The following is a 12,135-nucleotide window of genomic DNA, read 5'->3' on the forward strand; positions in this document are numbered from 1 at the left end:
CTCCTTCAGGAATGATAAGCGGCATTAAAGCTTTAAATGAATCGTGCATCTCTATATAAGTTCAAAGCACAAATATCTAATTATTTTTTATCCCCTCCACAACTTTTGTACATGATCCGTAATATTTTGTATGATTAATCTACTTTGATAGTCTTTTGAATGTTATCTAAATGATAATAGTACCTACGTCCGACTTTTAAGTAAGGAATTTGATTTGTCTTTCTCATATTCAGCCAAAAATTTGGACTTCCACCAAGATTTTTAATCAATTCTTTAATCATAACAAAATTAGAAAGATCAATATTATCAGTAACCTTAACTGGATTACCACTTTTACTTTTACTTAACCCTCCTAATTTAGTTGTATTATACTGAAGAATCACTCTCTCCTCTTTCTTAAGAGACTTCTTCTTAGAAGATTTTTTCTTGGAAAAGATTTTAATATTATTTTCAATCTTCTTAGGAAATCTTAATTCCATCCATTCCTCAAGTATACCAACTATTGACCATAATGAATCCCTAATGGTGAGTAGTGCAATCAATTTGGGTGTTTCATCCCCTTTTATGAAATTTTTGAACGTATTTGACATATCTTGACGCTTTGAATTCTTTATAATTAAACATATACCTATTTCCAATTCGATAATAACCAACAGCTTTTAATCTAGCCATTCTCCATACCGATTGAGTTGGTAATCCTAATCGTAAACCAATTTCCTTAGCGCCCATCAAGCTACCTTCACTTTTTTCTTCCCATTCGCTCAATAAACTTTCAATTCTCGCAAGAGCAAAACTTATCGATTGCAAAGTTTCGTACTCTCTTTCATTAATACTTGACATAAAAATTCTATTTAAATTAAAAAAATAAAGCCTTTCAATTTTGAAAGGCTAGTGAATTAATTGTTCTCAGAATTTATGTAAGTGTTCTCTTATTTGTTATTTTAATCTAAAAATTCTCTTTGAACCCTTTCGATTGCCCCATAGCTTTCAGATACTAATGTACGATTCTCTCCTAAAACTCTTAATAAGTTGCCGATAAAAAATAATGCTTTCTGATCTTCGTCGCTTATGATATTGCCATTAACTGTTATGTGGTTGTGAAACCATGATTGTAAAGTGCTGGAAATATCCCCTAATTCATTTGACGCTAAATCTGTCAAGTTTTCAAACAAACCTTTTAAATCAATAACTTCGATTTCGTTGTTTCTCAATTCTTCTGCCTGGATTAATGTTATTAAGTTTTTCATGTGTGAAATATTTTAAGTTCCTAAATTGCTATACCAAATAGCAAACTATAATTTAATATATGCAAATAATATTTAAAATTATAATTTTATTTAATCGATTATTTATAAAAAGATAGTTTTATTTAAGATATTTGCTTTATGAAATTAAGAATCAAAGAAGTTGCTAAGGCTAAAGGCGTAGACTTGCAAACATTATCAAAGAAATTAGACATTACATACCAGGCTTTAAATGCTAGGATGATTGGGAATCCATCTATGAAGGTTATTCAACAGATCGCAGATGTTTTGGAAGTAAGTGTATTTGAATTGATAGCTTCAGATGAAAGCACATACCATTCTTATGACGAAAACGGCAATTGGATGGGGATAATTAAAAAATAACTATTATTATAACTTTACTATTTTGAAAACTGTTAAGAAGAACCTATTTAAATTTAATAAGGTTATTGTAATTGAATCACTACCTAATGGAGAACCAAAAACAGGAGAAGATCTTTATAATGATATTATTAAAAGGATGTGCTATAAACATAACCATATAAGCAACGAATTAATCCAAGTAACTTATAAAGAAGAATTTTTTAATGCTCTTGAAAGGGTTTCAAAGGATGTTGAAAATAAATATTCAATTCCCATTTTACACTTTGAAGTTCACGGAAGTGTTAATGGAATTACCCTTAGTTCGGGAGAAATGGTAGAATGGGAAGAAATGAAAAATTATTTGACAAAAATAAATGTCGCAACTGGTAACAATCTTTATATTACTTCGGCGGTTTGTTTTGGAGGATATTTAATATCTATTCTCAATCTAATGGAAAGAAGTCCTTTTTTTGGAATGTTAGGTGCATTCAAAGAAATTTCATATGAAGAGCACTTTGAACCATTCCATCAGTTTTATACAGAATTGCTGAGTTTAGGGGATTTTACTAATGCATTAAAAAATTTTAAAAATGCTATCCCCGAAACTTATGTAAAATATCAAAGTATATTTGCTGACGAGATATTCATTAAATCATATGCAAAGCACGTCTTGGATAATCAAAATAAAATATTTTTGGAAAAGAGGGCAAAGGACGCAATTAAAGATTTTATTAAGGAAAGCCCCATCGTAGGGAATAGAGCTTTTAGAAGGAAAAGAGAAAAAGAGTTGAAAAAAGAATTTTTACATGCTCGTGTCATCAAAAGCCAAGAGTTTTATATTATGAATGTGAATAAATTTTTCATGATTGATCTCTATCCAGAAAACAAGGACAGATTTGAAATACCAAAATCTTACAATGATTTTAAAAACAAAACAACAATGGATACCAAATTAGGACTTAATGAATTATAGTAAAATAGCTTAATACTTTTCGTAAACACCTTTTAAGCTCCCTTGAGAGATACTTAGAACATCGCCGGTAACAATTGCCTTATTCACTTCTGCATTAATGTCTGTATATCCTTTATGAGTAATTTCGATCTGAGTATTGCTAACAACTTTGTAAGAAGAAGTTACTGTGTAATCTTCATTCACAATAGAGTTATTGGATAATCTCAAGCTAAATTCAACTTTGTTGTTTGATTTAAAGTCTAACACTTGATAGACCTGACCAAATGAATCATTAACCCAGGCTTTCGCTCTATATTAAGATCCGGCTAAGTTTGCTGTAAAATCGGCTTGAGGATCTTCATCCTTTGAACATGCAAACAACAATGGAAGGATTAAAGCTATAATTAGTTTTTTCATAGTTACTAAGTTAATATTTCTGATCTATTCAATTTAATTCAAAATGGTTGCCCTATATATTACCACACATGAATATAAAATTATTTAATTAACTGATTTATTGATGTTTACATAATACCTTAATAGAGTAAGACTGATTTGAACCTTGAAATTACCCATTTACATCTATTCCAAGAACGTTTTTTATAGCTGTGGGAATGAATGCTTTTACAATTTCAAAAGTTAATACTCCACCCTTTTTCTTTATTAACTCAGTAGTGGCATTCCAAATATTATCATTAAGCATTTCATTTAAGAATTCATGCCCTTTAAAGCTTATGTCTATTGAAAAACATTCATCCATATGTCCTGTTGGTGCCTCGTAACCAACATACCCGGCTTCGCTCATTTTTTGGATCTGATAAAAAATTTCTTTTTGTGTATATCCAGGAATTTCTATTGCCCCTTCATAATAATCCTCATAATCTGCTTCTTGGATAACTTTAAGTATTTTTCGGCATAACTCTAAATCAAGTTTCATAATAATGGTTTTGGTGAATTATAAATATACTTATTCAAAGATGATCTTAAAGTAAATAAACCTAAAATCCACTCAGAAACTAATTAAAGCCATTACCATTAAGAATGGTATTGCTGAAAATCAATTAGTTATAATCGAACGATTCAATTCATGGATGCCAAGGATGCTAGAATATGGATTTGATGAAGGGGTCGATTATATAGGGTGTAAAGTTTTTAACACCCTAGCTAGGCAAGAGCTAGATGACTTTGCGCTAACACTCGATACGGCAAAAGAAGTATCAATGCTTCATATCAATAGATATTTTAAGCATTGGTGAGACTTTCTCACTATTAATTTTAATTCCAAAGTGATTTTAAACCACTTTGCTCCCCAATACATAAAAGTATGAAGGTGTAGCTATGGGATTTTCCTATAGGTCAGTAAACACAAAAAATGACTTATGACTTTCGGTCTATTTTGAAAAAACTATATCTAAATATGATTTTATAGTTCGATTTCCCCAACAATGCCAATTTGGGCTGAGACTTGATTATTCACTCGCGTTAAATTTAACGCCAGTAACTTTTATCCAAGCTTGCTCCATAGCTCGAATAGCTTTCAATACGTTGTCGTGTGTTTTTCCTGTCAACTCTGCAATTTCTCTGCTAGATATCTTTTTGTTTTCAAAGTTCTGATTGCCTTGACCAGAATCATTTAATTTTACTATATTAATCAACCAAATTAATTGTTATGGATGATTTTAGTATTGTTGATTTAGGATCTATTATCGTTTCTAGTGTTGGAGTAATTAATGATATAATAACAACTAAAATTAAAGCTATAATTACCCTATTTAACACCCAAATTACACGCATAATACATAACACTATGATAATAAGCGTCATAAATATGCTTATAATAGAGTAAGTGGGATTTGAACCTTATTTTCATCATCTATATTCCCTCCACAATTTATTAAATTCCATCGCAAACGCTTCAACATGTTCTTTACTTGTTATTGTTGTAATAACCTCATTATTGAATTTAGCTTTGTTAGTATAATTAAATGATCCATTAATTACTTTTTTCAAATCTATTATACAGAATTTTGCATGCATAATGTTATCATTACTACTTTTAGTTTTACATCTGATGCAATCGGAAATGTTTTCAAATATTATAGGTTTTCTTCCTTTATTATTAATTTCATCATTAAGTACTAAAATTCTAATATTTAACCCCTCTATAAACTTATTATAAATGGCTTCAGCTATGTTTCTATTAGTAAACCATGCAACAGCAATCCAAATGAGTAATTTTGCTGAATTTATTTCATTAATTATTTCGGATTCGATATCTTCAAATGACGGTTTTACAATAACTAGATCAGGCTTAATATAACCATCAATAAAAACTACATCCCCTTTTTCATTCAACTTTATGCAATAGCCATCTTCATTAATAGCAGAATTTAATATTTCCATCCTTTTTATAAAATCAGAATCTGCAACCTCAAGAAAAGGAATATTAAATAGATTAAGAATCAAATCATGTAACTTTTCAGTATCATTTAATTCATTTAATTTTGCTAATGAATAATTGCTTTTACTCAAATTGTAATTAAAACAGTTCTCATAAACGTCCCTAATGCCATATTTATTAAAATATTTAACTAAATCTCTAGCGGATCTATTGACTTGGGCATAATCTCCGGTAATAAACTCATTTAACACATTTATAGAATAATCACTTAATTTCATAATCCAATAATTCTTTTAACAAGAGTTCTTTCCGGGAATTCTGCATTTTTCCATTTGCCATTATCAAACTTATAGCGCTCAAATATTTCTCCAGTATTTCCTTCAATATACATTTCAAATAGCCCTTCTTCATAAGTCCAAAACCCAAATTTTTCAGTACCATTCCAAGACCATTTTAGAGATAAATCTTCATTGATTATATAATTTTCTCTTTCATTTTGATACTCCTGGTCACCATCTACCATTATTTGATATTCTCCAAATTCAAATCCATTTATTTTCATTTTATTATAAAATTTAACATAACAAATTCTGTTACTAAACCGATTCATAATTTATGTATATTGGCTTAATTAACCAAACAATATGTTTTTAGAAAAATTAAAAAATGTACTTTCGTTAAACGGTGTTTCATTAATTATCGGAGTTGGGGGTATATTCACGACAATATTCAGTTACATAGTTACAGATTATAATAGTGTGTTAAATGTTAAATGGTTTTTGTTAGCACTATATATTTTCTTAGTGATACTCATGTTTTCATTCAAATTAACTTATGATATTTATCAAGAATATAAAAACGTTGTAAAAAATCCAGTTGACGAAATTAAAGACCACAGTAAAGGAATAAGTTTTGAAACCAATGAGGAGGTTTTGTTAGTGGAGAATAACCCTATATTAAACCATTCGGCAATGGTAACTATATTTTACCTTAAGGAAGATGTTGAAATTCCTATTGGTTTAGGATATGTCAGCAATATTCAAAGTAAGTTTACACATATTACTATACTTGAATTAGATGTGAAATTTTCTACTAATTATCCAGAAGAACTAAAAAAAATGAGATTTAATGATAATAACACTATAAAAAAAATAATTGTTAAATACTATATAATGCATAATAGATAATGAAAGGATCAAAAGACAAAATATTCAAAGTGGCCCATTTAATTAATTCAGATATGATTGTAATTAATGGAGGTCTCAAAGATGGAATAGAAGAAAATACACGATTATTAGTATATAGCTTGGGTAAGGAAATAGTAGACCCTGATACTGGAGTAAGTTTAGGAGCATTAGAAGTTCCTAAAGGTTATTTTAAGGTTACACACTCTCAAGACAATATGGCTACCTTAGTTGCAGAAATAAAAACTACTAGAACTCATTTTCCTTCTGTATGGACCGAAGCATTATCCAAGTTAGATATCGAAACTACCTTAAAAAACTCGATTGAGCCTGGCGATTTTGTAAAAATTGTTAATAAGCTATAATATTGTTTATTACCACAAATATTACCTTAATTGAATAAAAAAGAACATAAAAAACTGAAATTCAGAACAATAAATTGATTTTAAAAAGAGAATGGTGGATTTGAACCCCAAAAATAGAGACAATATCCACCTTCTCAGTATATAGTGATTAAAGAATTTCTACTTCATTATTATTTTACCTGACTTAGATATTTCCTTTTCTATTAAAGAGTTTTCTTCAGAACTTAAGATATGATCACCTTCTAATTGATATTTAAAAGCAAGATCTAATGATTGAGGCGACATTTCTGAAGTATTTACCCATAAAAGAGTATTTCCCTGAATATCTTCAGCAATAGTGGTAACATCCAATCTCTTACATTCTAAGACCGAATCACGCTATTCATGATCATGATTAAAAAACCATGTCGAAAGAACATTAGCATTCGGTGCGAGCTCTGTTTCTTCAATCAGAACAACCTCTCCTTCTCCCTCCATACCAACCAATTTCCTTTTGTTAATACGCTTTGCTTTAATGCAAATTCCAAATAAAATACAAAGCGTAGAAAGTATTTCACAAATTGGTATTCCAATCCAAAAAAAAATTGGTAGACCAATATCGGCTAAAGAGTTTTTATACTAGCTCAAATCACCTCCCATTTTAATGATACCATGCCTAGCTAAAAATGCAATGGCAATTAGTAGAAACAGCTTGCTTAAATCTTCATTTGCAATTGAAAACTTATCGTATGCTACTATTTTAGTTCCCACTAAAAACTACATTTAATTTCATAAAAAAGAATAAAATAAATAACTAAAAACCAGTTAATTAACTCTAATTAAAATAAACTTTATAGAATAAGCTAAGAAGTTAAAGAGATTTCCGTATCCATTAATAGAAACTTAAATTAATGGAAAACCAATCTGAACATATAGCTAGGCTTATTAAAAAGTTGTCTGATGGTTCTATTTCAAAAAATGAAAGGTTAGAGCTCAATACTTGGATTGAACAAAATCCAAGTAGAAAGAAATTTATTGAACAACTTAATGAACATGATTCGCTTTTTGAAGATGCTTTAGAATGGATAGAATTAGAACAACAAGATAAGGATCCATGGATTGAGAAACTAACCACTTCAACCATTGAAAAAATCCATAAACTAAACGATACAAAACCTAAGAACAGAAATATATTCAATATCAAATGGCTTGCAGCTGCACTAATCTTGTTATTTAGTTTATTTTCTATTTATTATTTCAACTATCAGAAAAACGAACAGAAAATAAATAATAAAATAGCATTAGAAAATGTAAAGCCAGGGAAATATCAAGCGAATTTATTATTACCTAATGGAGAAAATATTGCTTTAAGTGAAGATGAAGATTTATTGGTCATTAGTAACGATCAGACCATAAGTTATGGATCTGGAAAAACTATTTTAGACTTGAAGGAAAAGTTCAAACCTAATGAAAACTTAAGCATAGAAATTCCTAGGGCAGGACATTATAAAGTTCAATTACAAGATGGAAGTAAGATATGGTTGAATTCAGAAAGTAAAATAAATTTTCCCATCAAATTTTCCAATGAAAGATCAGTTTCATTGTCAGGTGAAGCATACTTTCAAGTAAAGAAAACAATAAATAAATCTAAAAATCTTTTAGCCTTCAGAGTACAAACGGAAGGTCAATCAATAGAAGTAACAGGTACAGAATTCAATGTTTATGCTTTCAAAAATGAAAGTATAAAAACAACATTAGTGGAAGGTAAAGTAAATATCCACTCTGCACTTCAAAGTATTTCATTAATTCCAAATGAACAATCGATATTATCAAATGGAGGATTAGAAAAGTCTACAATTGATGTAAGCACAGAGATTTCTTGGAAAAACAACGTATTTCATTTTGATGAGACTTCCTTAAAATCAGCGATGAAGCAATTAAGCCGTTGGTATGATTTGGAAATTATTTACAAAGAAGGAATTCCCGACAGCTATTTCTATGGGCAATTCAGTAGAGATCAGCCTCTTCAAGAAGTATTAAAAATCTTAGAAGAAGCAGATGTAAAGTTTGAATTTGAATTCAAAAACAACAAAAATTATTTAATCGTATTACCACAAACCTAAAACCTTAAAAAACAAAAAATAAAAATAACCTTAATTCTAATTTTCAAAAATCAACATTATGAATTACCTAAATGATGGATTTGGCTTTCTCAAGCCAAACAAAAGAAAGAAAGGAATGATAAAGAAAGGTTGGATTGCCATAGTAATCATGTTTATGTTTACTATTAGATTATTTGCAACCACATACGGACAATCAATTTCAATTCATGTTTCTGATGTGCCTTTAGTGGAGGCTATGAAAACAATTCAGACTCAAACTGGTCACTCCTATTTTTTAAATGGAAAGGACTTAGCTAACCTTAAAGTTAGTGCTGCATTAAATAATGCTGACATTTCTACGACTATGAAAACCTTATTGAAAGATAAACCAGCTACATGGTCTATGAAAGGTACAACAATAGTTATCCGGAAAAACACAACAAAAAATAAGGAAACTGACAATCTATCTTTAAATGAAGTTGGCACAACTAAACAACAAACTATTAATGGTAAAGTCACTAATAGTCAAGGCAATCCACTTATTGGAGTAACAGTAAAAGTTGCCGGATCAAATGTAGCCACTTCTACCAATGAAAATGGTGATTATCAACTAGTTGTTCCAAGTAATTCTGAGGCACTGGTTTTTTCCTTATTAGGGTATCAAGTTTCAGAAATACGCTTAGAAGGACAAACTACAATAAATGTAAGTTTAACTGAAGGCGAAAATGATTTGGAAGAAATTGTTGTTGTTGGATATGGTACCCAGCTAAAAAGAGACTTAACAGGAGCGGTTTCAAAAGTTGATGGCGAAGCATTAAAAAATATGCCTATAAGAAATGCTACAGAAGGCTTACAAGGACAATCTGCAGGAGTTCAGGTTACATCAACTGGAGGAAGCCCAGGCACTCCTCCTTCAGTTAGAATTCGTGGCATTGGAACTGTAAATGACAATAATCCATTATATGTCGTTGATGGATTACCCCAATCCGATATCGGCTGGTTAAACCCAAATGACATCACAAGCATGGAAGTCTTAAAAGACGCTTCTGCTACTGCTATATATGGTTCTAGAGCGGCTAATGGTGTAATTATGGTAACAACTGCTAAAGGAGCTCAAAGAAGTAATGAACTAAACAATTTAATTTCATTTGATAGCTATTTAGGTTTTCAAAGTCCAATAAAAACTTACGACATGATGAATGCGAAGGAATTTATGGAATATAAAAACTTGGCAAATATCAATGCTGGTTTAGACCCATACTTTTCAGATCAAGATAAAGCTGATGTGTTAAGGTTTTTAAAATCTAACACAGGGTCTGAAGAAGGCACAAATTGGTGGAAAGAAATTTACAATAAAGATGCATTAGTTCAAAATTATGACATCGCCATATCTGGAGGAATCAAAGATCTAGCTTACAGATCTAGCTTTAGTTATATGGATCAAGAAGGCATAATAAACGGTTCTGATTATGATAGAATGTCCTGGAGAACAAATTTCAACCACAACCTAAGAGAATGGCTTTCCATATCAGGAAATTTTGGACTTATTAATGAAGGACGAGGCAATGTACTAGAAGGAAGCCCTGGTTTCAACACTGCATTTATAGCTTTTGTTGCGGACCCTATTTCTCAAGTATATAGAAATGATTTAAAAGATATTCCAGCATTTTTAAAAGATGGTTTCTTTTTAGATAAAATAGACCCTAACAATCCCTGGTCATTATATGGTCCAATTTTAATGACCAATAAAGAGAATCCTGTTGCGCAAACTGATATCTATAAAAATAATCGATGGAAAGGAATTGCTATCAAAGCTGGAGGTGCTGTAGATATCAAAATTATGCCTTGGTTAAAATATAGAAGTAGTCTAGGTATTGACTTGGGTCGAGGAGTATCCAATTCATTTGCTCCAAAGTATTACTTAAACGGAAATCAATTTAATAATGATGCTACTGTTGGGGCATACAATTCTTTAACAAATTATTATGTATGGGAGAATACATTAACCTTTGAAAAGGAAATTGAGGATCACAAATTCTCATTAATGGCCGGTACCTCTGCTGAACAATGGAAAGAAGAATCTTCAGGAGCATCAAAACAAGGCCTAGTTTCTAATGATCCAAGCCAATGGATAATAAATGCGGGTTCAGTAAATCCTCAAGCATCAGGTACAAAATGGGAAAATGCATTAAACTCATATTTTGGTAGGGCTTTCTATTCATATAAGAATAGATATATGGTTACTGCCAATTTACGTTATGATGGTTCTTCTAATTTTGGAGACGGCAGAAAATGGGGAACATTCCCCTCTGTTTCGGCGGGTTGGAATTTCTCTGAAGAAGATTTCATGAAAACTGCAACTTGGTTAGATGCTGGTAAATTGAGATTAAGTTGGGGTATGATTGGTAACCAAAATATTGGTAGTGGAGCATATCTAACTACCTATTCCGGAAATATGGGATATTATTTATTTGGTCCTAGAAGCCCTCAATTAATTGGAGGAAGCAACTATATTGGTAACCCATTAATCCAATGGGAACAAACAGAGCAATTAGATATCGGTTTGGAATTAGCTTTTCTAAAAAACAAACTCCATTTCAACTTTGATTATTATAAAAAAACAACGGATGGAATGTTACTTAATGTTCCTCTACCTGCCTACCTAGGCTTTCCAAATAGCCCATGGTCAAATGCTGGAGGAGTACAAAACTCAGGTTTAGAATTTGATTTAACATATAAAGATAAAGTTGGTGAGTTTGGATACAGTATCTCAGCAAATGCATCTACCGTAAAAAACAAAGTTCTAAGTCTAGGAGGAGGTGAACCTATAACTGGCGGTGGATGGATTTCATATTCAACCACATTGACTGAAGAAGGTAAACCAATCGGTTATTATTATGGGCTTAAAACAGATGGTATTTTTCAAAGTCAAGCAGAAGTTGATAATTATTTCCAAGAAGGCGCAAGACCTGGTGATTTAAAATATGTGGATGTAAATCAGGATGGTGTTATCAATAACCTTGATAGAACAGATATTGGCGATCCATTTCCAACTTTAACCTATGGCTTTCGTTTAGGTGCGGATTACAAAGGATTTGATCTTCAAGTTTTAGGACAAGGTACAATGGGAAATGATATTATGAATATTGCTAAAATCGACATGAAATCAGGTGTGGGCTGGTACAATGCTCCAAAAGATTTAATGTCTGAGGCATGGTCAGCAACAAATCCTAGCAATTCACAGTTTAAAATCAGTGCTGCAAATCAAAATAATCTACAGATATCTGATTGGTTAGTTGAAGACGGCTCATACTTAAGAATAAAAAGTATTCAGTTAGGATACACTATTCCTTCTACCCTATTTAGAAATGCGAAAATTGACCGTATAAGACTTTGGGCTGGCGCGTATAACTTATTCACATTTACAAAATATACTGGGTTAGATCCTGAAATAGGAAGTGGATCTCCTTTAAATATGGGGGTTGATCAAGGATATTATCCGGTAGCAAAATCATATATGTTTGGTGTTAATTTAAGCTTTTAAA

At 30.9% G+C, this 12,135-nt stretch carries 17 protein-coding genes; 7 read left to right on the forward strand and 10 right to left on the reverse strand.

All coding sequences use genetic code 11. The features are described from left to right. Window positions 1–134 precede the first annotated feature (134 nt). The 3 genes from E0Y80_RS07985 to E0Y80_RS07995 all read right to left on the reverse strand — a co-directional run bounded on the left by E0Y80_RS07985 (window position 135) and on the right by E0Y80_RS07995 (window position 1,247). Complete coding sequence (locus E0Y80_RS07985; protein ID WP_197091515.1) at window positions 135–590, reverse strand: hypothetical protein; 456 nt, start codon at window positions 588–590, stop codon at window positions 135–137. Further along, window positions 553–840 (reverse strand): hypothetical protein, encoded by a 288-nt coding sequence (locus E0Y80_RS07990; RefSeq protein WP_156307146.1) that lies wholly within the window; start codon window positions 838–840, stop codon window positions 553–555. The genes E0Y80_RS07985 and E0Y80_RS07990 overlap by 38 nt, the downstream gene beginning before the upstream one ends. Before the next feature lie 101 nt (window positions 841–941). Beyond that, window positions 942–1,247 carry a hypothetical protein gene (locus E0Y80_RS07995; protein ID WP_156307147.1) on the reverse strand — a complete coding sequence of 102 codons (306 nt, stop codon included), beginning with the start codon at window positions 1,245–1,247 and terminating at the stop codon, window positions 942–944. Between the two features lie 138 nt (window positions 1,248–1,385). Here E0Y80_RS07995 and E0Y80_RS08000 point away from each other — a divergent pair, with 138 nt between their 5' ends. Continuing rightward, complete coding sequence (locus tag E0Y80_RS08000; RefSeq protein ID WP_156307148.1) at window positions 1,386–1,628, forward strand: helix-turn-helix domain-containing protein; 243 nt, start codon at window positions 1,386–1,388, stop codon at window positions 1,626–1,628. Window positions 1,629–1,650: 22 nt separating this feature from the next. Then, window positions 1,651–2,580 carry a hypothetical protein gene (locus E0Y80_RS08005; protein WP_156307149.1) on the forward strand — a complete coding sequence of 310 codons (930 nt, stop codon included), beginning with the start codon at window positions 1,651–1,653 and terminating at the stop codon, window positions 2,578–2,580. Between the two features lie 9 nt (window positions 2,581–2,589). On the opposite strand, the gene E0Y80_RS08010 is transcribed toward E0Y80_RS08005, so the two are convergent. Next, entirely contained in the window at window positions 2,590–2,787 is a 198-nt protein-coding gene (locus tag E0Y80_RS08010; RefSeq protein ID WP_156307150.1) for a hypothetical protein, read from the reverse strand. Between the two features lie 340 nt (window positions 2,788–3,127). After that, window positions 3,128–3,496: a DUF2513 domain-containing protein gene (locus E0Y80_RS08015; RefSeq protein ID WP_156307151.1), complete on the reverse strand. Its 369-nt coding sequence runs from the start codon at window positions 3,494–3,496 to the stop codon at window positions 3,128–3,130. Between the two features lie 133 nt (window positions 3,497–3,629). On the opposite strand from E0Y80_RS08015, the gene E0Y80_RS20985 reads away from it, so the two are divergent. Continuing rightward, entirely contained in the window at window positions 3,630–3,815 is a 186-nt protein-coding gene (locus tag E0Y80_RS20985; protein ID WP_394350230.1) for an antA/AntB antirepressor family protein, read from the forward strand. Between the two features lie 213 nt (window positions 3,816–4,028). On the opposite strand, the gene E0Y80_RS20605 is transcribed toward E0Y80_RS20985, so the two are convergent. The 3 genes from E0Y80_RS20605 to E0Y80_RS08035 all read right to left on the reverse strand — a co-directional run bounded on the left by E0Y80_RS20605 (window position 4,029) and on the right by E0Y80_RS08035 (window position 5,522). Next, complete coding sequence (locus tag E0Y80_RS20605) at window positions 4,029–4,214, reverse strand: Rha family transcriptional regulator (RefSeq protein ID WP_197091517.1); 186 nt, start codon at window positions 4,212–4,214, stop codon at window positions 4,029–4,031. Between the two features lie 214 nt (window positions 4,215–4,428). Then, window positions 4,429–5,238, reverse strand: a complete 810-nt coding sequence (locus tag E0Y80_RS08030; RefSeq protein ID WP_156307152.1) for a phospholipase D-like domain-containing protein — start codon at window positions 5,236–5,238, stop codon at window positions 4,429–4,431. Beyond that, complete coding sequence (locus E0Y80_RS08035) at window positions 5,235–5,522, reverse strand: hypothetical protein (protein WP_156307153.1); 288 nt, start codon at window positions 5,520–5,522, stop codon at window positions 5,235–5,237. The genes E0Y80_RS08030 and E0Y80_RS08035 overlap by 4 nt, the downstream gene beginning before the upstream one ends. Window positions 5,523–5,604: 82 nt before the next feature. Here E0Y80_RS08035 and E0Y80_RS08040 point away from each other — a divergent pair, with 82 nt between their 5' ends. Together E0Y80_RS08040 and E0Y80_RS08045 are read left to right on the forward strand one after the other, a co-directional pair. Further along, the gene (locus E0Y80_RS08040; protein WP_156307154.1) at window positions 5,605–6,147 is read left to right on the forward strand and encodes a hypothetical protein; all 543 of its coding nucleotides are present in this window, start codon (window positions 5,605–5,607) and stop codon (window positions 6,145–6,147) included. Window positions 6,148–6,200: 53 nt separating this feature from the next. Beyond that, window positions 6,201–6,509 carry a hypothetical protein gene (locus E0Y80_RS08045; RefSeq protein ID WP_156307155.1) on the forward strand — a complete coding sequence of 103 codons (309 nt, stop codon included), beginning with the start codon at window positions 6,201–6,203 and terminating at the stop codon, window positions 6,507–6,509. Window positions 6,510–6,668: 159 nt separating this feature from the next. On the opposite strand, the gene E0Y80_RS08050 is transcribed toward E0Y80_RS08045, so the two are convergent. Continuing rightward, window positions 6,669–6,860 (reverse strand): hypothetical protein, encoded by a 192-nt coding sequence (locus tag E0Y80_RS08050; RefSeq protein WP_156307156.1) that lies wholly within the window; start codon window positions 6,858–6,860, stop codon window positions 6,669–6,671. 267 nt (window positions 6,861–7,127) lie between these two features. Further along, window positions 7,128–7,259 (reverse strand): hypothetical protein, encoded by a 132-nt coding sequence (locus E0Y80_RS20880; RefSeq protein ID WP_262885850.1) that lies wholly within the window; start codon window positions 7,257–7,259, stop codon window positions 7,128–7,130. Window positions 7,260–7,399: 140 nt separating this feature from the next. On the opposite strand from E0Y80_RS20880, the gene E0Y80_RS08055 reads away from it, so the two are divergent. Together E0Y80_RS08055 and E0Y80_RS08060 are read left to right on the forward strand one after the other, a co-directional pair. Beyond that, entirely contained in the window at window positions 7,400–8,611 is a 1,212-nt protein-coding gene (locus tag E0Y80_RS08055) for a FecR family protein (RefSeq protein WP_156307157.1), read from the forward strand. Window positions 8,612–8,669: 58 nt separating this feature from the next. Further along, complete coding sequence (locus E0Y80_RS08060) at window positions 8,670–12,134, forward strand: SusC/RagA family TonB-linked outer membrane protein (protein WP_231595994.1); 3,465 nt, start codon at window positions 8,670–8,672, stop codon at window positions 12,132–12,134. The last annotated feature ends 1 nt before the right edge of the window (window position 12,135 follow it).

It is taken from the genome of Sphingobacterium endophyticum (genome assembly GCF_009733535.1).
Taxonomy (GTDB): Bacteria; Bacteroidota; Bacteroidia; order Sphingobacteriales; family Sphingobacteriaceae; genus Sphingobacterium; species Sphingobacterium endophyticum.